The 26,793-nt window shown below is 39.3% G+C and carries 6 protein-coding genes; 5 read left to right on the top strand and 1 reads right to left on the bottom strand.

Translation table 11 applies throughout. The annotated features are described in order from the left end of the window. Positions 1–739: 739 nt before the first annotated feature. The 5 genes from QNH17_RS27785 (at position 740) to QNH17_RS27765 (ending at position 26,015) form a co-directional block, all read left to right on the top strand. The gene (locus tag QNH17_RS27785; protein WP_283876554.1) at positions 740–8,896 is read left to right on the top strand and encodes an Ig-like domain-containing protein; all 8,157 of its coding nucleotides are present in this window, start codon (positions 740–742) and stop codon (positions 8,894–8,896) included. 302 nt (positions 8,897–9,198) lie between these two features. Next, positions 9,199–12,990 carry an Ig-like domain-containing protein gene (locus tag QNH17_RS27780; protein ID WP_283876553.1) on the top strand — a complete coding sequence of 1,264 codons (3,792 nt, stop codon included), beginning with the start codon at positions 9,199–9,201 and terminating at the stop codon, positions 12,988–12,990. Between the two features lie 234 nt (positions 12,991–13,224). After that, positions 13,225–21,834, top strand: coding sequence for an Ig-like domain-containing protein (locus QNH17_RS27775; RefSeq protein WP_283876552.1), 8,610 nt, complete (start codon positions 13,225–13,227; stop codon positions 21,832–21,834). 663 nt (positions 21,835–22,497) lie between these two features. Further along, entirely contained in the window at positions 22,498–23,379 is an 882-nt protein-coding gene (locus QNH17_RS27770) for a SpoIID/LytB domain-containing protein (RefSeq protein WP_283876551.1), read from the top strand. Next, positions 23,376–26,015 carry an Ig-like domain-containing protein gene (locus tag QNH17_RS27765; RefSeq protein ID WP_283876550.1) on the top strand — a complete coding sequence of 880 codons (2,640 nt, stop codon included), beginning with the start codon at positions 23,376–23,378 and terminating at the stop codon, positions 26,013–26,015. Before QNH17_RS27770 ends, QNH17_RS27765 begins: the two co-directional genes overlap by 4 nt. A 127-nt stretch (positions 26,016–26,142) precedes the next feature. On the opposite strand, the gene QNH17_RS27760 is transcribed toward QNH17_RS27765, so the two are convergent. Next, a complete protein-coding gene (locus QNH17_RS27760) occupies positions 26,143–26,787 on the bottom strand; it encodes a hypothetical protein (RefSeq protein WP_283876549.1) in 645 nt (214 codons plus the stop codon). Between the last annotated feature and the right edge of the window lie 6 nt (positions 26,788–26,793).

Raw genomic sequence — 26,793 nt, 5'->3', positions numbered from 1 at the left:
TTGCAATTTCATCCACTTTTCATATCAATTTGTAGACCGAGGGACGGCTGGCCAGGCTCTTTTGGTCCAGGAACTAACTTGGCTGAAAACATGAGAACTGTCCCTCTGAAGAGTGGTTTTTGAAGACATCCTTCGACAATCTATTTGTGCATTTAAAGTGAGAAAAATAAATGTGGAGCGTGCGGAGGCAAATTTTAACCAAACGTTTGTGTAGTTTCGAAAAGTCGGGGTTTTAGTAGAATAATGAAACTTTGGAAGAAACTAATCTTTTTCTGTAGAAAAGTGGGTTATTTCCTGCGGAATTTTCGATCGTGTCTCGACAATGTTCTTGCCTCCTTTGGTGGTGATTGCTTCTGACTCATTACTTGCATCTGATTCAACCAAACGTTTGAATAGTATAGCCTTTTTGTTATTTTGTCGAAAAGGTGTCGGTTGGTGACATTGTAGGGATGTTCGATATTTTGCTCCTAATTATTTACCATTTTTCAACAAATTATTTTTGTTTGGTGCAGGGATGAGGCATATTTACCAAGGGGTGAAGCTGTTTTAATCAAACGTTTAATTAGTAGATTAGAAATTGAAACTAGTCGAATGTACCCTATGAAAGTTGTAGAAGTAGGTCAATTGTTGTAATTAACTTGTTTCAAATAATAATAGATTGAATTATACTAATAGTATAATTTTACATATTTTAGTTGGTGTTGTTAAAGCTTCAGCCACTACATACGGGGGACAGACGATGAAAAGAAAGAGTTTTAGTTTATTTTTAGTTATTTTTTATATGTTTTTTACTAGTTTAGGAGGGATTCAAGCGGTTGCGGATAGTACTGATGGGATTAATTATATCAGTGTCACGAAAAAGAATATCCTTAGCCCGAATGTCGAGACGGTAATAGTTAGTATGATTGATAACTCTGCCGTTAAGAGTATCAAGGCAAATTATCTCATGCCGAATGGGTCTACTACACAGATTCTTTTGTATATGAACGGCGAGGGTGTGTTTGAAGGGAGTGTACCGTCCTATTATTCGACGGAAGGATCATGGAAGGTAACTTCTCTATTTGTGGAGTATCGAAACGGGCAATTCAAGGTTATTGAGGATAATGATTTTGGAGGTAGTTCGGAATTAAACGGCGGTAATTTTCAGGTGTTATCAACTGATACAACCGGTCCTGTTTTTAGCAAGGTCCTGGTCGATAAGACTAGAATCGAAACAGGTGGAACAGTGACGGTAACTGTCAGTGCGGAAGACGATTTGAGCGGGATAAAGAATATTTCGCTGGAATACCTGCTTCCGAATAATAGTTATATGAGTTTTACGGCTGCGAGTATTGGAAACAATCAATATCAATATACGCTGCCATCCACGATTACATCGGGGAACTATGGGGTGGGGAAGTTTGAATTAGTGTCTCTTACGCTTCAGGATTATAGTAATAACGCCACCACCATCTATGATTATAGTTATTATCAGACAGGAAATTTGGATGGCGGAGATTTTACCACCATTACTGATACAGCAGGTCCAATATTCACTAGTGTGTCGGTGGATAAGGCAATGCTAGAACCTGGTGGAACAGTGACTGTTACGGTCAATGCGGAGGATGAGCTGAGCGGAGTGAAGAACGTGTCGCTCGAATATCTGCTCCCGAATAATAGTTATATGACTTTTACAGCCCAAATGACGGGTAAAAATAAGTATCAATACACGATTCCTTCCTCCATAACTTCAGAAAGTCATGGAACGGGCAAGTTTGAATTGGTGTCGCTTACGCTTCGGGATAATAAGAATAATTCTACCTCGATTTATGATTATAGCTATTATCGTACCGGTGATTTGGGTGGAGGTGATTTTACTACCTATATCGATACAACTGGTCCGGTTCTTAATAAGATTTCCGTTGATAAGAACCAAATTGAAGCCGGTGGAACCGTGACGGTGACGGTAGATGCCGTTGATGAACTAAGCAGTGTCAATACGATTACCCTTACCTATAAGACACCGAATAAAGGGTCTGTTACTTATTACGTCCAAAGTATTGGTAATAATCAATACCAATATACTTTTTCATCTGCTTCGACAGCTGAAAGTTATGGAATTGGGAAGTTCGAGTTGGTGATGGTGGATCTGTATGATAGTAAAAACAACAACACGAGGATTTCTGATACGAGTGGGACAGGTTCATTGGATGGAGGAGATTTTGTTACCTATACTGATACAACTGGTCCTGTTTTTAACAAGGTAGCTGTTGATCAAACTAAGACCTTGCCCAATGGAACGGTGACGGTCACGGTGGATGCAGTGGATGACATGAGTGGAATTTCTAGTGTCTCGCTCGAATATTTACAGCCAAATAATAGTTATATCAGTTTTACGGCTCAGAGTGTCGGAAACAATCAATACCAATATACGATTCCTTCCTCGTTAACATCGGAGGTCGGGAAGTTTGAATTGGTATCGCTCAGTCTCATCGATAGCAAGAACAATTTCACAACCATCTATGATTATAGTTATTATCGTACAGGTGATTTAGGTGGAGGGGATTTTTCTGTCATTCCAGAGGGAAATGCTCCTGAAGTCACCTGGGTTTCGGTGGATACGAAGGAAATTACTAGCGGTGACAGCTTGCGAGTCTTGGCCGAAGTAGAGGATGCTTCGGGAGTCGCGAAGGTCAAGGTAACTTTTCAACAACCTAACGGAAACAGCTATACAGCAATTTTGTCCCATTCACATGATCAAATTTTTGAGGGCTATATTCCAGGGGATGTAACGTCCAATGCAGTCGGGAACTGGACGACCACTTTTGTGTGGGTTAGTGATATCTTTGAGAATTCCACCTATATTTGGAGTCAATCATCCTATTGGTGGGGGCGGGATTTTTCCAGTGCAAATTTCTATGTGAAAGAGAAGGATAGTTATCCACCGAGTGTACCATACGTCAATAATGTGGATGAGCACTCCACCGTTGTTTATGGAAGTGCTGAAGCAGGCTCAACAGTTAAAGCAACTGTAAATGGAGTGGAGATTGGATCGGCATCGGTTGATTTGTTTGGGTATTTCCAAATTTATATTCTACAACAAGCGGCGAGTACAGTCATTTCGGTTACAGCTACGGATGCAAGCGGTAATATAAGCTCAGCAACAAGTGTGATTGTTCAAGATGTCACTGCACCGGCTAAGGCGGATGTATATACAGTTTATGATTACGACTATTATGCGACAGGTTATGCTGAACCAGGTTCTTCCGTGTATGTCTATGCCAATGGCTATTATGTTGGAGAGGCTACAACCAATGTGTATGGTGTATTTAGCGTCCCAGTTAACGGGCAGCCAGCGGGCACGTTATTGAGTATTTCTGTATATGATACAAGTGGAAATTCATCGGAACCAACCTATATTACCGTTCAGGATGGAACCGCTCCAGCAAAACCAGAGGTCTCGGTTGTCACTGATCAATCGACGGTGGTGACAGGTACGGCTGAGAAGGGTTCTGTGGTCCGAGTCCTTAAGGATGGAGGAATGATGGGCTCTGCCGTTTCGAATCAGGATGGAACCTTTTCGGTGGGGATTGACAAGCAGCCTGCGGGGACACAATTAGTCGTGATGGCTGAGGACCAGGCAGGAAATGTGAGTGATTCGGTGACTGTGATTGTCAAAGATGCAACGTCACCTGGAAAGCCGATTGTGAATGAGGTTAATGATTCCGATACATTGGTGTATGGACAGGCAGAAGCTGAATCTAAGGTAGAAATTAGTGCAGGTAGTACGGTGATAGGATCAGGGGCGGCCGATTTGGATGGGACTTTTACCGTCAAGATTCCTTTATTGAAAGCAGGCACGAAGTTGATTATTACGGCAACGGACGAGGCGGGCAATGTGTCAACAGCAGCGGTGGTCACGGTGCTTGACCGGACTGCTCCAGAGATTCCTGTTTTATCCGAGGAAATTTCTGATCAATCTACTATAGTTAGAGGACAGGCTGAACCCTATACTACCATCGATGTGATGGTTGGTGATACCACGATTGGTTCTGGAAAAACTTCGGTCACTGGGTATTTTTCGGTAGGCATTCCAAAGCAGCCAGCTGGGACAGAAGTGTTTGTCATTTCAACGGATCTAGCTGGAAATAACAGTGTGAAATCGATTGTTGTCAAAGATAAAACCACTCCAATGAAACCTGTTGTTTCTGACGTGAGCGATAAAGATACAGTCGTGGCCGGAAAAGCAGAAGCCGGGTCGAAAGTTGTGGTTAATGTAGATGACTCCGTGCTAGGTGAAGCGACTGTTGGAATAGATGGGAAGTTTACTGTCGAGATACCTGTATTAAAAGCAGGGACAGAGTTGAGCGTTACGGCTACGGACAAGGCAGGCAATGTGTCAGAGGTGACGATTGTCGTGGTGTTGGATCGAACGGCTCCAGAAAGTCCTATCTTATACGAGGAAGTAACCAATCAGTCCGACCGAATCAACGGCCAGGCAGAAGCAGGAGCTAGTGTGGAAGTGAAAGTGGACGGCAAAGTGATTGGCTCAGGAGCTGCAGATTTTGATGGGGTATTTACTGTCAAAATACCTGTATTGAAGACAGGAACGAAGCTGAGCATTACTGCGACTGACGAGGCGGGCAATGTGTCAGATGCGCTCATTACGGTCGTGCAGGATCGGACTTCTCCAGTCATTCCTGTACTAGACGAGGAAGTGACCGATCTATCAACTGTTGTTATTGGTAAGGCGGAACCTGATACGTTAATTGATGTTGTTGTTGGTGAAACTACGATTGGTACTGGCGCAGCTGATGTAGACGGAAATTTCTCCGTTGCCATTCCAAAGCAGGCTGCAGGGACAGAGGTTTTTGTGATCTCAACAGATGCCACTGGGAATAACAGTGTGAAAGCTGTTATTGTCAAAGATAAAACAGCACCAGTGAAGCCTGTTGTTAATAACGTCACGGATAAAGATACAAGCCTAACAGGTAAAGAGGAAGCCGGTACTATAGTAGAAGTGCATGTGGATGGTACGCTGATTGGTAAAGGAACCGCCAGTGAAGATGGACAATTTAAGGTGACGATTCCAGTGCAAAAGGCGGGAACGGAATTAGTTATTGTCGCTACTGATAAAGCCGGAAACGTAAGTGAGTCTACTACAGTGGTAGTTAAAGACGTAACCGCGCCTTCTAAACCGGTAGTAAATGAAGTAACCGATAAAGATACCAAAGTCACTGGGGAAGGAGAGGCAGGATCTTCTGTTGAAGTTAAGGTAAAGGATTTGGTCTTAGGGAAAGGCACAGTCGGGGAAGATGGCAAATTTAATGTGACTATTCCATTACAAAGGGCAGGAACTGAATTAGTCGTTATTGTTACTGATCAGGCTGGTAATTTAAGCGAAGCAACAACCGTAGAGGTGAAAGATGTAACTGCGCCTGCACTGCCTTCAGTAAGTGAAGTAACAGATAAAGATACTTCAGTTACAGGTCAGGCGGAGGCTGGTTCGAAAGTTGAAGTAAAAGTAAATCGTGCAGTAATCGGAACGGGAACTGTTGGAGAAGGTGGTCAATATAAAGTGACCATTTCCGCACAAAAGGCAGGAACCGAATTAGTTATTATTGCAACCGATAAGGCTGGGAATGTAAGCGAAGCAACTACAGTAATGGTGAAGGACGTAACTGCCCCGGTTAAACCAGAAGTAAATGAAGTGACCGACAAAGATACTACAGTTACAGGACAAGCAGAAGCCGGATCAAAAGTAGAAGTTAAAGTAAGTGGTTTGGTAATTGGTACTGGAACTTCAGGAGAAGATGGTCAATATAAAGTGACAATTTCCGCTGCTCAAAAGGCAGGAACCGAATTAGTCATTGTTGCTACTGATAAGGCTGGAAATGTAAGTGAAACAACTAAAGTAGTGGTAAAGGACGTAACGGCCCCAGTTAAACCGGAAGTAAATGAAGTAACGGACAAAGATACTGCTGTAACAGGTAAAGCAGAGGCTGGATCAAAAGTAGAAGTAAAGGTAAATGGTTCAGTAATTGGCAGCGGAACAGCTGGAGAAGAAGATGGTCAATACAAAGTGACCATTCCAACACAAAAAGCGGGAACCGAATTAGTTATTAGTGTAACTGATAAGGCTGAAAATGTAAGTGAAACAACCACAGTAGTGGTGAAGGACGTAACGGCCCCAGTTAAACCGGAAGTAAATGAAGTAACGGACAAAGATACTACTGTTACAGGTAAAGCAGAGGCAGGTTCAAAGATAGAAGTAAAGGTAAATGATTCAGTCATTGGAACGGGAGCAGCTGGAGAAGATGGTCAATATCAAGTGACTATTCCAACCCAAAAAGCGGGCACAGAATTAGTAATTAGTGCAACGGATAAGGCTGGAAATGTAAGTGAAACAACTACAGTAGTGGTGAAGGACGTAACCAGCCCGGTTAAACCAGTAGTAAATGAAGTAACCGACAAAGATACAACTGTTACAGGTAAAGCAGAGGCTGGATCAAAAGTAGAAGTAAAGGTAAATGGTTCAGTAATAGGTACGGAAACAGCTGGGGAAGATGGTCAATATAAGGTGACTATCCCAACACAAAAAGCCGAAACAGAATTAGTTATTATTGCTACGGATAACGCTGGAAATGTAAGTGAAACAACTACAGTAATAGTAAAAGACGTAACAGTCCCAACCAAACCAGAGGTAAATGAAGTAACTGACAAAGATACTTCTGTCTCAGGTCAAGCAGAGGCTGGATCAAAAGTAGAAGTGAAGGTAAATGGTTCACTAAGTGGAACGGGAACAGCTGAAGAAGATGGTCAATATTTAGTGAGCATTCCAACACAAAAAGCGGGCACAGAATTAGTTATTAGTGCTACTGATAAGGCAGGAAATGTAAGTGAAACAACTACAGTAGTGGTGAAGGACGTAACCGCTCCAGTTAAACCAGAAGTAAATGAAGTAACCGACAAAGATACTACTGTAACAGGTAAAGCAGAGGCTGGATCAAAGGTAGAAGTAAAGGTAAATGGTTCAGTAATAGGTACGGAAACAGCTGAAGAAGATGGTCAATATAAAGTGACCATTCCAACACAAAAAGCAGGCACAGAGTTAGTAATTTGTGCTACTGATAAGGAAGGAAATGTAAGTGAAACAACTACAGTAGTGGTGAAAGACGTAACCGCTCCAGTTAAACCAGAAGTAAATGAAGTAACTGACAAAGATACTAGTGTAACAGGTAAAGCAGAGGCTGGCTCGAAAGTAGAAGTGAAGGTAAATGGTTCAGTTATCGGCTCAGGAACAGCAGGAGAAGATGGTCAATATAAAGTGACTATCCCAACACAAAAAGCTGGTACAGAGTTAGTAATTATCGCTACTGATAAATCTGGTAATGTAAGTGAAACAACTATAGTAGTGGTGAAGGACGTAACCGCTCCGGTTAAACCGGAAATAAATGAAGTAACGGACAAAGATACTACTGTTACAGGTAAAGCAGAGCCTGGCTCGAAAGTAGAAGTGAAGGTAAATGATTCAGTAATCGGCAACGGAACAGCTGGAGAAGATGGTCAATACAAAGTGACTATTCCAACGCAAAAAGCGGGAACAGAATTAGTTATTAGTGCAACGGATAAGGCTGGTAATGTAAGCGAAACAACAATAGTAGTGGTGAAGGACGTAACGGCCCCAGTTAAACCAGAAGTAAATGAAGTAACAGATAAAGATATTACTGTTACAGGGAAAGCGGAAGCTGGATCAATAGTAGAAGTGAAAGTAAATGGTTCGGTGATTGGGACTGGTACTACTGAAGAAGATGGTCACTATGAAGTGACAATTCCAGTACAACAGGCAGGCATTGAACTATCTATCATTGCTACGGATAAGGCTGGAAATGTAAGTGAAGCAACTATAGTGATTGTAAAAGATGTAACCGCTCCTGGGAAACCTTTAGTTAATCAAGTAAGCGATAAAGATACAACTGTAACAGGTCAAGCAGAAGTCGGATCGAAAATCGAAGTGAAGGTAAGTGGTTCAGTAATCGGTACAGGGACAGGAGGAGAAGGTGGCCAATATAAAGTGTCGATTCGAGTTCAAAAAGTTGGAACTGTATTAGAGATTATTGCAATCGATTCTGATGGAAATCAAAGTGAAGGAACCACCATAAAGGTTATCGACAAAACAGCTCCAACAGTCCTAACAGTAAATACGGTTTCAGACAAGTCAAAAGAAGTGACCGGTAAGACGGAGGCGGGAGCGACTGTATCGATCTTAATCGGCACAAAGATTTATGCTACAAAAGCTGATACAACTGGGAACTTCAAAGTAATCATTCTAGCACAAAAAGCAGGTTCAAAGTTAACTGTAACTGCTAAGGACGCAGCTGGTAATGTGAGTGCAGCAAAGAGTATCACAGTTCTTGATAAAACGGCACCGGTTACTCCAAGCGTTACCACTATTTCAGACCAAGCAAAAGTGGTAACTGGTAAAGCAGAAGCAGGCGCAATTGTTACGGTTACAATTGGAACGAAAAAGTACATTGCTAAAGCGGATTCTAAAGGTAACTTTAAGGTAACGATCCCTGTCCAAAAAGCAGGTACAAAGGTAACTGTGACAGCGAAAGATACAGCAGGAAATGTAAGTGTCGCTAAGAGCGTGATTGTTATTGACAAAACCGCTCCATTGGCACCAAAAATCAAAACTGTAGTAAAAAGCACAACAAAAGAAGTGACTGGAACTTCCGAGACATACTCTACTATAACGATCAAAGTCGGAAGTAAAGTCATCGGTACAGCAAAAGCAGATTCCAAAGGAAACTTCAAAGTGAAAATTAAAGCACAAAAGAAGAACACAATTTTAAGTGTGACAGCAACCGATAAAGCGAAGAATGTAAGTAAGGCTGCAACTGTTAAAGTGAAATAATTTCTAAGTCCCCTTCACACTATGTGGAGGGGATTTTAATATCCTAAACTACAGCTAAACACTTTCGGTGATTTTTACTATATTTAATTTGTTAAATCTATTAATTTATTAGTGAATGAAGACTAGATATTTCACACCAATTTACATATGGGTGGTAAAATATTCATAGATAGGTTCGAAGTAGAGGGATGGTGAGAAGGGTTTAACATATTAAGGCGGGACATTCTATTTTTGCTACTAGGTTAATAATGTAGGAATATATTTTTATTGTAGAAATTAAATTGATTTATGGAGGTGGAACTATGAATAAGAAGAGTTTTTTAGTTTTTTTAGTTATTTTTTATATATTCTATATGAGTGCTGGTAGTATCCCTGCTAAAGCAGATGGAATAGATGTATCAAAATCTATTTCTGATGAAGATGGCCCCAATGTTATCGATACTATTTCAGTTGAAAAGAAAAATATTATCGTACCAAATTGGCAAAAGGTAATTGTTACTATTAAAAATAGTAATGGAATGGGCTATATAGGAGGAAGCTTTACAGGGGTTAAAGATATGACTGTTAGTTATAAGTTGCCTTCTGGTAGTTATACTCAAGTGCATCTATCTAAAGATAGTTCGTCAGACTCATCGTTTTATGGTTATATGTCAACATATTATTCTGAAACTGGTGAATGGACTGTTGCGAATATCACTGAGTATTTTTACAACGGCGGATTTAGAGTTTATTTTGATAAAAGTGAAGGTGGAAGTTATGAGTTAGACGGTGGAAATTATACTGTTTACGCATCCGATACGGCAGGTCCTGTTTTTAAAAGTGTCTCCGTTGATAAATCACGGATCTTAGTGGGCGGTTCCTCTACTGTAACGGTAGAGGCAGAAGATATTCTGAGCGGTATCCAAAGTGTTTCACTCGAGTATTTGTTTCCAAATAATAATTATATTAGTGTTACCGCAGAAAGTATTGGTAACAATCAATATCAATTTAGTTTTCCCTCCTATTTAACATCGGAAAATTATGGAATGGGGAAGTTTGATCTTGTCTCAATAACAATCAAGGATAATCTCAATAACGCCACATCCATTTATGACTATAGTTACTATCGTACTGGTGATTTAAGTGGAGGCGATTTTACAACCGTTCAAGATACAGAAGGACCTGTATTGAATAGTGTGTCTGTGGATAAAACTAAAATACTAACTGGTGATTCGGTTACCATTACCATTAATGCGGTAGATGAATTTAGTGATGTAGAAAATATTTCCCTTAATTATAGTTTACCAAATGGGTGGGGTGTTGGTTTTAATGCTCAATATATAGGAAATAATCAATTTCAAGCAGTTTTTCCAAGTTTTATTACAACAGGGGATTATGGGCTAGGGAAATTTGAACTTACATATGTAACCCTTACGGATACAAAAAATAATTCAACTGTAATTTCTGATAGTAAATTTAATCCTACTGGCATTTTAGATGGAGGCGATTTTACTGTAATGCCAGAGAGTGATCCACCCACAGTAAAATCCATATCTGTTGATAAAAAGGAAATCTTAAGCGGGAATTCAGTAAAATTAATTGCAGAAGTTGATGACGCATCAGGGGTTAAGAATGTTAGTGCTACTTTACTGAAACCAGATGGAAATACCTATACGCTAACTTTAACTCACTCTCATGACAATGTTTTTGAAGCAGTCATTCCAGAAAATGAGACAGTAAATGGAGTTGGAAACTGGAGCATATATAATCTGTGGGTAAATGATATTTATGATAACTCAACATATATCTGGAGTAACTTAGTAAATTCGTGGGGAGAAGACCTAACAGGTGCCAATTTCCACGTTAATGAAAGGGATATTACTCCGCCGTATCCACCATCTGCTAGTAGTATTGATGAAAATTCAACGTTACTTTCTGGTTACTCAGAACCAGGTGCCACAGTCTCAGCGACTGTCAACGGTGTGCTAATTGGGTCAGCAATTGCAGATAGTAACGGATACTATGAGTTTTCGATAGTAGAGCAAGCAGCAAAATCTCAAATACTTATTACAGCAACTGATTCAAGTGGAAATACAAGTCAAGTTACTAGAATAATAGTTAAGGACGTGACACCTCCAGCAAAACCAGAAGTAGATGAAATATATGATAACTCCACTTATATAACGGGTCATGCTGAACCTGGTTCGAATGTATATGTATATGCTAACGATCATTACCTAGGTTCTTCAATTACAAACGAATCAGGGGTATTTAGTATAGAAGCTCCTTCACAATCAGCTGGCACGGAGTTGCACATATACGTTGCAGATGACTCCGGTAATACAACTGGACCAACAATAATTGTTGTCAAAGATGGAACCGCCCCTGAGAAGCCTGAGGTTTCGGGGGTAACAGAACATTCAAGTATTGTTACTGGTTCAGCTGAGACTGGATCCCTTGTAGAAGTGAAAAAGAGTGGGGATAGTATTGGTTCTGTTACAGCCGACTCAGATGGGAAATTTGAAATAAGTATTCCAGTTCAGCCTGCTGGAACAAAGCTAGAAGTTACAGCAACCGATAAAGCAGGAAATGTTAGTGAAGGAACCACTGTGGTCGTTAAGGACGTTACTGCTCCTGGAAAGGTTACGGTTATTGATCTTACTGACCAAGATATTGCAGTATCAGGTGAGGCGGAAGCTGGAACAACAGTGGAAGTGTTCGCGAACAGCTCGTTGATTGGCAAAGGAACTGCTGGTATTGACGGCAAATTTTCTATCAATATCCAAAGGCAAAAAGCAGGAACAGAGTTAGTAGTTACTTCAACGGACAATGATGGTAACATCAGCGAAGCAACAACAGTGGTAGTAAAAGATGCGACGGCTCCTGATAAGCCCATAGTTTATGAAGTAACTGATAAAGATACTTCGGTAACTGGCCAAGCTGAAGCCGGATCAGAAGTAAAAGTGAAAGTAAATGATACCGTGATTGGCACCGGAACAACTGGAGAAAACGGACATTATCAAGTGGATATTTCAGCTCAAAAAGCAGGCACAGAATTAGTTGTCATTGCTACAGATACGGCTGGTAATGTAAGTGAAACAACTACAATAGTTGTAAAAGACGCAACCGCCCCTGAGAAACCTGTGGTCAATCAAGTAAGCGATAAAGATACAACTGTTGCAGGTCAAACAGAGGCAGGATCCACTATTGAAGTGAAGAAAAGTGGTTCAGTAATCGGTGCAGGCACAGCAGGAGAAGATGGCCAATATCTAGTGGCTATTCCGATGCAAAAAGCAGGCACAGAATTAGTTATCGTTGCAACAGATGCTGCTGGCAATATTAGTTCAACGGAAACAATTAAGGTTACAGACAAAACAGCTCCATCAGTTCTAACAGTAAATTCTGTTTCAGACAAGTCAAAAGAAGTAACCGGAAAGACGGAAGTGGGAGCAACTATATCAGTCAAAATCGGTACAAAGATCTATGCAGCAAAAGCTGATACAAATGGGAACTTTAAAGTAATCATTCCAGCACAAAAAGCTGGTACAAAATTAATAGTAACTGCTAAGGATGCTGCTGGTAATGTAAGTGCAGCAAAGAGTATCTCAGTTCTTGATAAAACGGCACCGGTTACTCCAAGCGTTACCACTATTTCAGACCAAGCAAAAGTGGTAACTGGTAAAGCAGAAGCAGGATCCATTGTTACTATTCTAATCGGAACGAAAAAGTACATCGCCAAAGCGGATGCAAAGGGTAACTTTAAGGTAACAATTCCAGTACAAAAAGCAGGCACTAAGGTAATTGTGACAGCGAAAGATGCAGCAGGAAATGTAAGTGTCGCTAAGAGTGTGATTGTCATTGACAAAACTGCTCCAACTGCACCGAAAATCAAAACAACTGTAAGGAGCACAACAAAAGAAGTGACTGGAACTTCCGAAGCCTACTCTACTATAACGATCAAAGTCGGAAGTAAAGTCATCGGTACAGCAAAAGCAGATTCCAAAGGAAATTTCAAAGTGAAAATCAAAGCTCAAAAGAAGAATACGATTTTAATAGTGACAGCAACAGATAAGGCCAAGAATGTAAGTAAGGCAACGACTGTTAAAGTGAAATAATTTTTAAAAGAGTAATCCCCTTCACGCGATGGAGGGGATTTTTTGGTGCTACTTTTTAATTCGAAAACCCCCACATCTTTTAGGAAGGATTAATGAATATAATTCCTGTTTTTTTGTCAGATAGTCGTTGGAAAAAAATGTTGTTATGGAAAAAAATTAACAAAAAATTGTCTATTCTTGTTATAATTAGTAGTGATTATAGACTATTAAAAAAGTAGGAGATGGAATGCTAAGATGGCAAGTCGATGGGGGTTCGTCCGTAAGTCATTTATTCTTTTTTTAGTTTTGTTTTTATCAATGAGTGGAATCTTACCTAATTTAGTAGGATTAAACAGGGCCTTTGCAGCATCAAATCCGGATGATTATTTGTTGATTAACGAGTCAACAACGTGGAGTGAAACTAAGACCATTGATCAGCCGGTTATTATTGCTCCAAATGCCACATTAACAATTTCGTCTGGGAGTGAAATAACTTTCAACCAAGATGTTATTATTTATGGAAAGTTATCAAATTATGGAACTATCAACTATGCAACAAATATGTTTGCTAATATGTATGGTAGTTTTATGACAGGGGATACAAGTTATCCTGATAATGGGGTTGTCCTGAATCATGGAAAAATAAGCGGTGCGAATTTAATTGTTAGGGCCGATGAGTATCCAGAACCGCCATTTTCCTATACTCATACTCCTTCAATGGGGAAAGTAACAATTCAAGGGAAAACCGTTCCTGGTTTTGTCGTAAACATCGGTGGTTCCGAGGTCACAGCCAGTTCCAATGGAACATTTAGTCTCGATGTAGATGTAGTGACTGGTTCTAATAATTTTGACGTTAAAGTCCGAAACATCTTTGGTCGGGAGTTTTCGTTAGATCCTATCAATATCCAAGTGGAGGATACATCAGGAACCAATCAAGATACTGTTGCACCGTCATGGTCCCAAGAAATTGAATTGTCTAGTTCAAATAGTACTGAAAGCAGTGTTACTTTGAATTGGAGACAAGCAAGTGATGACAACAGTGTAACGGGTTATTACATATATCAGAATGGTAATCAAATTGATACTGTATCAGCTGATGTAATATCCTATGAAGTTAAAGGATTGGCACCTGCAAATACGTATCAATTTAAGATTGAAGCATATGATGCATCTGGGAATGTAAGTACGTCAGGACCAAGTTTAGAGGTGACAACCAAAGCTTCACCAACTGATAATTCAAGTGAAGGTTCGACAGCAACTTCTTCACCAACTGATAATTCAATTGCGACATCACCATCTTCATCATCTGATAGTGAAAGTCCAAACTGGCCATCCGACGCAAAATTAGAAGCTTCAAATATAGGCGATTCTAGTCTGGTTTTGAATTGGCCTTCAGCAACAGACAATGATAATGTAACCAATTACAAAGTCTATAAAAATGGTATTTTGTTAGCTACTGTTGAGGGATCTGTTCTTTCTTACACAGTAACGGGATTATCCCCTAGTTCAACCTACACATTTAAAATTAAAGCCGGTGATACAAGCGGGAACTGGACTAGTGAAGGACCTTCTCTAGAAGTTGCTACTGCAGCATCGGTACCAACTGCAAAAGTGACCTTCCCGGATTCACGTGTAGAAGATGCAGTTCGATCTTCGCTAGGCAAGCCGGCAGGCGATATTACGAAAGAAGATATGCTTAGATTAACCAGTCTGAGTCTGTACGATATATCAAACTTAGCAGGATTGCAATATGCCAAGAATTTAGATTGGTTGTCGATTGAGAGTTCTTCATATTCAAATAATAAAGCAGTGAACGATACGATTCTAAGTAATCTAACTAACTTAACATTTCTAAGTATATATAGAAGCGGTATGGAAGATCTCTCCTTCCTAAGTGGTCTTACAAAACTTAGTACTCTCCAAGTGTATTATAATAATATTAGCGATCTATCACCTTTGAATAGGTTAGAAAATTTAACTTACTTGTATTTAGTAAACAATCAAATTAAAAGCCTAGCAGGTATAGAATCATTAACGAATTTAAACAATGTGTATTTATATAATAACCAGATTGAGGATATCACACCGCTCATAACCAACATGCAAAACGGCGGAATAGGATCTGGCGATAATGTGGACCTACAAAACAACTACTTGGAATTAAGTGAAACGTCCAAGAGTTGGACGGATATTCAGACTCTAAAGGAAAATGGAGTTAATTTAAACTATTATCAGCAATATGGAAAAGTAACGATTAAAGCAACGGACTTATTTAATCCCGACAAAGTAATAAGCGGTACTTATGTGAACTTATACGGACCGAATGGATCATACGGTTCAGTAGCAGATGAAAACGGGAACTATACGTTTAATGGCGTATCGCCGGGCAATTATACAGTTGAAATCTATCCAGGAGAAGGCTATGAGTATGTTTCAAGAACCATCAAAGTCCTATCCGGCCAAAGAATCAACTTAAACATCGGGTTGACTTCGATACAAACAGACCCCATGGTAACAAATGGAGTTATTACGGGTATTGTCAAGGATGAAAACGGCGTACCGATTGAAGGTGCAAAGGTTTATGCCCAAAATGGAGCAGAAGTTGTTTTTACAGATTATAGCGGCAGTTACATTCTTCCGTTGGCCCAAGGTTCTTATAATATAGTGGTTGAAGCGAATGGCTATGAATCGGTTACCGAAGAAAATCTAGGAGTACTTTCAGGTCATAAATTAACAAAAGATTTCACACTCGTTTCAACAGCGGAGAATCCAAAAGTAACCTTTGCGGATTCACGTGTAGAAGATGCAGTTCGGTCTTCGTTAGGGAAGCCGGCAGGGGATATAACAAAGGAAGATATGCTTGGATTAACCAGTCTGAGTCTGTATGATATGTCTAACTTAGCAGGATTGCAATATGCCAAGAATTTAGATTGGTTGTCGATTGAGAGTTCTTCATATTCAAATAATAAAGCAGTGAACGATACGATTCTAAGTAATCTAACTAACTTAACATTTCTAAGTATATATAGAAGCGGTATGGAAGATCTCTCCTTCCTAAGTGGTCTGACAAAACTTAGTACTCTCCAAGTGTATTATAATAATATTAGCGATCTATCACCTTTGAATAGGTTAGAAAATTTAACTTACTTGTATTTAGTAAACAATCAAATTAAAAGCCTAGCAGGTATAGAATCATTAACGAATTTAAACAATGTGTATTTATATAATAACCAGATTGAGGATATCACACCGCTCATAACCAACATGCAAAACGGCGGAATAGGATCTGGCGATAATGTGGACCTACAAAACAACTACTTGGAATTAAGTGAAACGTCCAAGAGTTGGACGGATATTCAGACTCTAAAGGAAAATGGAGTTAATTTAAACTATTATCAGCAATATGGAAAAGTAACGATTAAAGCAACGGACTTATTTAATCCCGACAAAGTAATAAGCGGTACTTATGTGAACTTATACGGACCGAATGGATCATACGGTTCAGTAGCAGATGAAAACGGGAACTATACGTTTAATGGCGTATCGCCGGGCAATTATACAGTTGAAATCTATCCAGGAGAAGGCTATGAGTATGTTTCAAGAACCATCAAAGTCCTATCCGGCCAAAGAATCAACTTAAACATCGGGTTGACTTCGATACAAACAGACCCCATGGTAACAAATGGAGTTATTACGGGTATTGTCAAGGATGAAAACGGCGTACCGATTGAAGGTGCAAAGGTTTATGCCCAAAATGGAGCAGAAGTTGTTTTTACAGATTATAGCGGCAGTTACATTCTTCCGTTGGCCCAAGGTTCTTATAATATAGTGGTTGAAGCGAATGGCTATGAATCGGTTACCGAAGAAAATCTAGGAGTACTTTCAGGTCATAAATTAACAAAAGATTTCACACTCGTTTCAACAGCGGAGAATCCAAAAGTAACCTTTGCGGATTCACGTGTAGAAGATGCAGTTCGGTCTTCGTTAGGGAAGCCGGCAGGGGATATAACAAAGGAAGATATGCTTGGATTAACCAGTCTGAGTCTGTATGATATGTCTAACTTAGCAGGATTGCAATATGCCAAGAATTTAGATTGGTTGTCGATTGAGAGTTCTTCATATTCAAATAATAAAGCAGTGAACGATACGATTCTAAGTAATCTAACTAACTTAACATTTCTAAGTATATATAGAAGCGGTATGGAAGATCTCTCCTTCCTAAGTGGTCTGACAAAACTTAGTACTCTCCAAGTGTATTATAATAATATTAGCGATCTATCACCTTTGAATAGGTTAGAAAATTTAACTTACTTGTATTTAGTAAACAATCAAATTAAAAGCCTAGCAGGTATAGAATCATTAACGAAGTTAAACAATGTGTATTTATATAATAACCAGATTGAGGATATCACACCGCTCATAACCAACATGCAAAACGGCGGAATAGGATCTGGCGATAATGTGGACCTACAAAACAACTACTTGGAATTAAGTGAAACGTCCAAGAGTTGGACGGATATTCAGACTCTAAAGGAAAATGGAGTTAATTTAAACTATTATCAGCAATATGGAAAAGTAACGATTAAAGCAACAGATTTGTATAATCCCGACAAAGTGATAAACGGAATCTATGCGAACTTATACGGACCGTATGGATCCTATGGTTCGGTAGTAAATGAAAACGGGAACTATACGTTTAATGGCGTTTCACCGGGTAATTATACAGTTGAAATCTATCCAGGAGAAGGCTATGAGTATGTTTCAAGAACCATCAAAGTTCTATCCGGCCAAAGAGTCAACTTAAACGTCGGTCTAACCCCGTACCAGCAAGACCCAACAGTAACAAACGGAGTCGTCACTGGTATTATCAAGGATGAAAACGGCGTTCCAGTTGAAGGTGCAAAGGTTTACGCCAATAATGGAGCAGAGCCAGTTTACACAGATTTCTCTGGTTACTATGCATTGCCTCTTGAGGAAGGCTCATACACAGTTATGTTTGAAGCGCCTACCTATTTGTCCATCAAAAAGGAAAATGTACAAGTCACAAAAGGCAATAAAACAACATTGGATTTACTTTTAGCATCCTCCAGTGACAATGCGGCACCTGAATGGGCATCAGATGCAAATCTATCACTCTCTAATTTAGGAGAAACGAAAGTAACGTTGACTTGGCCAACAGCAAGTGACAATGTGAAGGTCGAAAACTATAAAGTATTTGTCAATGGCAAGCTTCAAAAAATTATACCAGGGACAGAGACTTCCACTGAAATGACGGGCTTAACAACCGGTACGCAGTATTCCTTTAAGGTAGAAGCAGGAGATGGATCAGGGAACTGGACTGCAAATGGACCTGAAACATCCATTCGTACCCATGCCCAGGCTGACTTGGCTATCGATTTTGCTAATGAAAAGGTTTATGTCAATGAAAATAGTTCACTAACCCTAAAAACAAGTCATGCTACAAACTTATATGGATTTGATGTCGAGATAAAGTATGACCCGAATCTAATAAAAGTAACGAATATTAAACTAAATCCGAACTTTGGAGTAAATGGAACGAGCGCTACTTTACTTCAGTCTAACCAAGATGGCGTTATTAGATTAGTAGGAACTAAATTAGGAGATACGCCAGGTATCACTGGAGAGGCAGATTTAGTTGATATTGATTTCAAGACGTTGGATAAAGAGGGAACAGCAGGTTTCACTATTTTAAAAGGATCTTCGGTATCTGATACAGACGATTCCCTTTATGTATCGAATCAGAATGTTCAAGCTGACCTTGCTATTGCTATTCCGGTTGAAGGCATTAATCTCGATCAAACAACAATGACTCTTGATACCTCCAATAACAAGGAGGGAGTATTAGTTGCAACCGTGTATCCGGACAATGCAACCAATAAAGAGATTACCTGGTCTTCCAGTGATCCGGGTGTTGTCGAGGTTGACCAAACTGGAAAGCTGACTGCAATAAGTGCAGGTACAGCGACCATTACCGCAACAACCAATGATAAGCAATTCAAGGCGGAATCAACCATTACGGTGCTTTCATCTGTAACGGGCATTGAATTGGATAAGAAAGAATTAATCTTAGATGGAGCAACAAAAGAAAGTGCAGTATTAACAGCAAAAGTCCTTCCAGAAAATGCGACCAATAAAAAGGTTATTTGGACGTCTAGCAATCCTTCCGTTGCAACAGTTGATCAAACTGGAAAAGTGCAAGCGGTTAGTTTAGGAAATGCTGTGATTACCGCCACAACCGATGAAAATGGATATACAGCCACTACGGATGTAAAGGTAACAGGCATTGCTAATTTTAAGGTAGAAACAAGTAAAGACATTATTGAAAAAGGCGAAACGGTTTCCGTATCATTAAAAGCTACCGATGCTAATCGATTAAACCAATTCTTGTTAGATTTTAATTATTCGCAAGACCTTTTTGATGTTGTGAATATTACGTTCGATCCGGAATTTGGTATTGATGGAGATTCTGCAGAACTCTCATCAACAAATAATCAAGGACAAATTTCTATTAAAGGGAAATTAAAAGATAGCCTAGAACACAGAGGCGGAACTTTAGGATTGGTTAAATTGACTTTAAAAGCAAAAACTAAGACACAGAGTTCCAACTTAATAGTAAAGAGTAATTCAGAATACGTAGATAACAACAACATTACTTATTTATTAAAGAGTAACGTCCAAAAAGGAATTGCCATCACCAATGCTGATGTAACCGGTGATAATACGATTGCTGTTAATGACTTATCAAAAGTAGCAAAGGCATTTGGTAAGCGAGCAGGAGAAGCCGGTTATAATGAAAATTTAGATATGAATAAGGACGGTATAATCGATATTATTGATATTGCTTATGTGGCAAACAAAGTATTGAATAAACCGATCTCAACTTTTGCCTTAAGGTCGTTTGCGATTTCCGCTATACAGCCTACAGCAGTTGTCAATAGTAATGTGAATAGTACTTCTGTTAAACTGGCAGTTGATCAGGATTTAGAGCAATTAACGAAAGGTGAAGTTGTAAACATTAAGGTCAATGCTGTAAATCCAAAGGGTCTTTTCGGGGCTCAATTTACGTTTAAATACGACCCTGCGAAAATCCAACTAGTAGATAATCAGGTACATTTTAATAATAACTTCTCTAGTTTTGGTGGTTGTACTGTTGACACCGTAAATGGAATCGTTAAATGCCCAGTTATTAATTCAGGATCCACCACTTTTACTGAAGACTCAGTAGCAATCGGTTATATTCCTGTTAAAATAATTAAGGCTGGAAAAACTCAAGTATCCTTAAGTGATATTAAAACTGTTAATAATCAAGTGAAAGAAACAAATGAAAACAAAGTAGATACGCTTGATTTGACGGTTTATAACACTTCACTAAATGTAGATGAGATTTCCGACAAAACGACGGTTATTACAGGAACAGCAGATGCAGGGGAAACCATCATAGTTACAATAGGAACCCAAACCTATAAAGGTACGACAGATAGTACAGGTGCTTTTAGAATAACCATCCCACAACAGAAGGCAGGAACAAAGGTAACAGTTACTGCTAAGGATGAAGAAGGAAATGAAAGTAAAGCGATTGAAATTACTGTAAAAGATGTGACACCACCAAGTGTTCCAAGTGTAAATGAAGTAACAGATAAATCAACTAGTGTGACAGGAACAGCAGAAGCAGGTTCAACGATTACGGTTAAGGCAGGATTAAACCAAATAGGAACTGCTGTAGCAAAAGATGATGGAACATTCTCCGTCCCTATTGATTTACAAGAAGCAGGAACAAAATTAACAGTAACAGCTACTGACAATGCAGGAAATGAGAGCGAAGGCATTGAGGTTACAGTAGTAGAAAAAGACGTAACTGTCCCTGAGAAGCCTGATGTAAATGAAGTAACTGATAAGGATACTACAGTTACAGGTCAAGCAGAAGCGGGATCCAAAATTGAAGTGAAGGCAAACGGTTTAGTAATCGGTACAGGGACAGCAGGACAAGATGGCAAATATAAAGTGACCATTCCAGTTCAAAAAGCAGGAACAGTATTAGAAGTCACTGCAACAGATACTGCTGGAAATCAAAGTGAAGGAGCCACAATAAAGGTTATCGACAAAACAGCTCCAACTGTTTTAACAGTAAATACAGTGACAGAGAAGTCTAAGGAAGTAACCGGAAAGACTGAGGCGGGAGCGACTGTATCGATCCTAATTGGCACAAAGATTTATACAGCTAAAGCTGACGCAAATGGGAACTTTAAAGTGATTATTCAAGCACAAAAGGCAGGAACAAAGTTAACGGTAACTGCCAAGGATGCAGCAGGTAATGTGAGCGTGGCAAAAATTACCACAGTTCTTGATAAAACAGCACCAGTTATTCCTACCGTTTCCACTGTGACTGATCTAGCAAAAGTGGTAACTGGTAAAGCGGAAGCAGGAGCGATTGTTATTGGTACAATTGGAACGAAAAAGTACATTGCTAAAGCCGATGCTAAGGGGAACTATAAGGTAACAATTCCAATGCAAAAAGCAGGCACAAAAATAACTGTAATGGCCAAGGATGCATCTGGAAATATCAGCGCAACTAAGAGTTTAACTGTCATAGACAAAACAGCTCCATTGGCACCGAAGATCAAAACTACGGTGAAAAGCACAACAAAAGAGGTTACCGGAACGGCTGAAGCCTACTCTACCATTACGATAAAAGTCGGTAGTAAAGTAATCGGAACTGCCAAAGCAGATTTCAAAGGGAACTTCAAAGTGAAAATCAAAGCACAAAAGAAGAAAACTGTCTTAAGCGTGACAGCAACTGATAAGGCAAAGAATGTTAGTAAGTCGGCGACAGTCAAAGTAAAATAATATTTTAAAAGGAAATCCTCTTCACTTTTAGTGAAGAGGATTTTTATTGAAAGTTAAAAATGGAATTCCGGTAATGTTAAGTTGGGAACTAATTTCTTACAGTCGCTAACCTCGGTTCCTATTTAATAGAGTCATTTTGAAGACATCACTCGACATTCTTTTCGGGTAAATTCAGAGAGAAAGATAGGAATGGAGCGAGCAGAGGTTGCTTTTAACCAAACGTTTGGTTAGTTTCGAAAAGGCGGGGTTTTAATAGAATAATGGAAGTTTACAATAATCTAATCTGATTTTGTGGAAAGATGGAATATTTCCTGCGAAATTTTGAAGCACTTATCGACAATCCTCTTGCATTATTTGCAGAGAAATTATTATTTTCCAGTACTTGCAGCTGTTTCAACCAAACGTTTGATTAGTATAGCTTATATTGAATTTAGTCGAATGGGTGTCGTTTTATCACTATTTTGGTACCATGGGTGAAGTAGATTTGGACGTAAGTTTTAATTAAGAACAAATTAGATTAATAGGTAGAATATTTATAGAATGCATCTGTTTTGTACGGATATAAAATTTTTACAGAAAAACTTAGGTTTTTATGGAAAATAGAGGATATATGCTAGCAAAAGATATATTATTAATCTAAGAAACTATTAGAAAGGGATTTTTATGAGAAAATTATTCAGCATTTTGATTGCAACTGTTGTCTTTCTTGGGATTGTTCCTAGTTACATAGGTGCGGCCGCGACTGCTACAGAGCCACAGGTTCAAGTAAAGTTAGTCAAATATTTAGGTAATCAGTCAAGCATTTCATTAAAAATAGTGGGAAGCTACTATTTAAATGGAAATTCTTCGGATTTATTGATTCCTAATAAAAGCTATACGGTAAAGGTAGAGAATGGCACTCTTAGCTTATATGATGGAAATACTATATTAGCATCCGGAACCGATATTTCGATTACTCCGGTTCAGCACATTGACCATGCTATCATTAACGACCGTGAATATGCAGGTAGTTTTCGTTTTACGATAGAAGAAAATCAATATGTTAGACCTATTAATACCATTAATCTCGAAAAATATGTTAAAAGTGTGGTTCCAGGTGAAATGGCTGGAAGTGGACCGATGGAAGCTCTGAAGGCTCAAGCTGTTGCGGCACGAACCTATGCCTATTATCGTTTGAATAAAACAATCAATGATACCACCTCCTATCAGGTATATGGAGGTGTTACAAGCGAATATCGTGATTCCTCGGATGCTGTTGACGCGACTGCTGGTGAACTATTAACCTACAATGGCAATGCCATTGATGCTGTCTTCTCATCCTCAAACGGTGGAAAAACGGCAAACAAGTTTAATAGCTGGAACAGCAGCACCTTTCCATATTTTAAGGCTCAAACGGATGAGCATGATACGACCATCACCTGGAAGGCTACCTTACAAAAACAGCAAATCGATATCACTTCATTGGACCTAAAGAATCCAGACAGCTGGTGGGATTCAACTAATGAATTAGATGCTGGTTTTTCCAAAATATTAAAGGATGGATGATGCATCATCTCTCAGGTTATAGCAATAAACAAATTAAAATTGTTTCAGTACCCAAAGTCGTCTTTTCCGATCCTACCGAGAGTGGTCGATTTTCATTCGGTGAAATATCGGTCCAATTTTTTATAAAGGATGAAGTTAATCCAAATGGGGAGCTTGAACTTCAAACCCTAAGTACGGGAAAAGACCTTGCAGATATTATCCGTCCGATTATTAGCTCAAAAATGACAAGTAATTTGTTTACTATCGATGAGACCACGGATGCTTATTCATTTTTAGGATCTGGGAATGGGCATGGCGTTGGCTTAAGCCAATATGGTGCATATGATAGGGCTACTGCAGGAATTTTATACAAGGACATATTATCCTTTTACTACCCCGGGACTGTCTTATCTAAGCACTACGCATCCACACCCATTGTAAACGAGATAACAGACAAAGATACTGCTGTGACAGGTAAAGCGGAAGCGGGGTCAATAGTAGAAGTAAAAGTAAATGGATCGATCATTGGATCAGCAAAAGCCAGTACAGATGGAAAATTTACAGTGGTCATTCCGGTTCAAGAAGCAGGAGCAGAATTGGCCATAACAGCAACTGACAGTGCAGAAAATATAAGTAAAATCACCGTAGTAGTGGTGAAGGATGCAACAGCCCCTACGAAACCAGTAGTGAATGAAGTGACAGATAAAGATACTTCAGTGACAGGCGAAGCAGAAGTTGGTTCTAAAGTCGAAGTAAAGGTAAATAGTTCAGTAATTGGTACAGAAACAGTTGGTGAAGATGGTCAATATAGTGTGACCATTCCCGTTCAAAATCCCGGAACTGAACTAGCAGTTATTGCAACTGATAAGGCTGGAAATGTAAGTGAAATAACCACAGTAGTAGTGAAAGATGTAACGGCACCAACAAAGCCGCTGGTTAACGAAGTCACAGATAAAGATATTTCGGTAACAGGCGAAGCGGAAGTTGATTCTAAAGTAGAAGTGAAAGTAAATGAATCTGTAATCGGCACGGGAACGGCTGGGGAAGATGGTCGATTTAAAGTGATGATTCCAGTGCAATTTGCCGGCACAGAAATAGTCGTTTCAGCTACAGATAAGGCTGAAAACGTAAGTGAAATGACTACAGTGATGGTAAAAGACGTAACAGCGCCAGGAAAACCAGAAGTAAATGAAGTTACAGAAAAAGATTATGTAGTTACAGGTAAAGCGGAAGCAGGTTCTAAAGTCGAAGTAAAAGTAGTAGATAGTTCAGTAATTGCTTCTGGTACTGCTGATGAAGATGGTAATTTTAAGTTAAGCATATCAGTACAAAACGCTGGAACTGAACTAGTCATTACGTCAACTGATACAGCTGGAAACGTGAGTGACGCTGAAAAGGTAATTGTAAAAGATGTAACAGCACCTGAACAGCCAATAGTATATGAAGTAACCGACAAGGATACGACAGTCAAAGGACAAGCGGAGGCTGGATCAAAAGTAGAAGTGAAGGTAAATGGTCCAGTAATTGGAACTGGAATTGCTGGAGAAGATGGCCGCTATGAAGTGACAATTCCTGCACAACAAGCAGGCAGTGAACTAGTTATTATTTCTAAAGATAAAGCTGGCAATGTAAGTGAACCAACCACAGTAGTGGTTATAGATGTAACAGCTCCTGAAAAGCCTGTAGTAAAGGAAATAACCGACAAGGATACGTCTGTTATGGGACAGGCTGAAGCTGGATCAAAAGTAGAAGTGAAGGTAAATGGCTCAGTAATCGGTACTGGAACTGCTGGAGAAGATGGACAATATAAAGTGACCATTGATGTGCAAAAGGCAGGGACCGAGTTAGTCATTGTTGCTACTGATAATTCTGGCAATGTTAGTGGAGAAACTTCAGTAGTGGTGAAAGATGCAACCGCCCCTACGAAACCAGTAGTAAGTCCAGTAAGCGATAGAGATACAATGATAACTGGTTTAGCAGAAGCGGGAGCCAAAATCGAAGTGAAGGTAAATGGATCAGTAATTGGTACAGGAATAGCAGGACAAGATGGCAAATATAAAGTGACGATTCGAGTTCAGAAAGCCGGAACGGTAGTAGTGATCATCGCAACAGATGCTGCGGGTAATGTGAGTGCAGCAAAAAGTATCACAGTTATTGATAGGACGCCACCGGCTACTCCAACAGTTTACACTGTTTCGGACCTAGCAAAAGTGGTAACTGGTAAAGCTGAAGCAGGAGCGATTGTTACTGTTACAATCGGAACGAAAAAGTACATTGCCAAAGTGGATGCTAAGGGTAATTATAAGATTACGATTCCTCTCCAAAAAGCAGGAACCAAGGTAATTGTGACTGTGAAAGATGCAGAAGGAAATGTAAGTGCAGCAAAGAGTGTGATTGTCATTGACAAAACCGCTCCGTCTGCACCGAAAATCAAAACTACTGTGAAAAGTACCACAAAAGAAGTGACTGGAACAGCTGAAGCGTACTCGACTATAACGATTAAAGTAGGTAAAAAAGTAGTTGGTACAGCTAAAACAGATTCCATAGGGAAATTCAAAGTGAAAATCAAAGCACAGAAGAAGAAGACAGTTTTAAGCGTGGCAGCAACTGATAAAGCGAAGAATGTTAGTAAGGCTGTAGCTTTTAAGGTAAAATAACACTTAAAAGAGAAATCCCCTTCACAATGTGGTGGGGATTTCTTTACAGACTGGAAGTAGCCTCATTATTCTTTCTTGAAACAAAATAGGCCGGATTCGAACTGAATCCGGTCTCTCTTCGCACAGGTTACTTGATTTTAGTTAAGATTTCATCGGATGCTTTGCGAGGTTTTCCCTTTACGATCGTATAGGTTTCCTCTTTTATTAATCCTGTGCCTTTTACAAAGTAGCGGTAAACATAATAACCTTGGTGCTTCATTTTAACCTTGATCACACTTTTATATAATTTATAGGGGGTCTTTACAGTCTCTTTAATAGAAACAATCTGTGCTGAATAGTTTTTCAATTGATAATCGCCCTGGACTAGTGTTCCATATTTTCCTTTCCAGGTTGCGCCCTTTTTAACAGGGTACTTTAAGTAAAGTTTTGCCTCTTTTTCTTTAATCATACCCAGAACGTCTTCTTTCGTCCAAACCGCAGTATCAGGTCCACTAATGAAATATATCCCTTTTTTACTATCTTCGTACCAATGCGAAATTAAGTATTGATCTTTTGGGTCTTCCCCTTTTAGGATACTCTTTCCAACCTTTTTATACTTTGACTTCGTAAAATCTGTACCAACTTTTTTCCCCTTATCGTTATAATAAGTAGATTTATATGAGTACAATTTATTACTTTTTGGTAAAAAGGAAGTAACGGTTGCAGCCGAAACTGTACTTACAACTAGCATAGTTAATAGCAATACAATTCCTAACGATTTGACTAATTTCATAGTTTA

Origin of the sequence: Neobacillus sp. SuZ13 (assembly GCF_030123365.1) — a bacterium.
Classification (GTDB): domain Bacteria; phylum Bacillota; class Bacilli; order Bacillales; family Cytobacillaceae; genus Neobacillus.
Note: the sequence above shows the minus strand (reverse complement) of the source record. Positions and strands in the feature narration are given on the sequence as shown.

Excerpts from the sequence above, each read along its gene's own strand:
- QNH17_RS27775 (WP_283876552.1), top strand. The coding sequence starts at position 13,225 with ATGGCAAGTCGATGGGGGTTCGTCCGTAAGTCATTTATTCTTTTTTTA.
- QNH17_RS27765 (WP_283876550.1), top strand. The coding sequence starts at position 23,376 with ATGATGCATCATCTCTCAGGTTATAGCAATAAACAAATTAAAATTGTT.
- QNH17_RS27780 (WP_283876553.1), top strand. The coding sequence starts at position 9,199 with ATGAATAAGAAGAGTTTTTTAGTTTTTTTAGTTATTTTTTATATATTC.
- QNH17_RS27760 (WP_283876549.1), bottom strand. The coding sequence starts at position 26,787 with ATGAAATTAGTCAAATCGTTAGGAATTGTATTGCTATTAACTATGCTA.
- QNH17_RS27770 (WP_283876551.1), top strand. The coding sequence starts at position 22,498 with ATGAGAAAATTATTCAGCATTTTGATTGCAACTGTTGTCTTTCTTGGG.
- QNH17_RS27785 (WP_283876554.1), top strand. The coding sequence starts at position 740 with ATGAAAAGAAAGAGTTTTAGTTTATTTTTAGTTATTTTTTATATGTTT.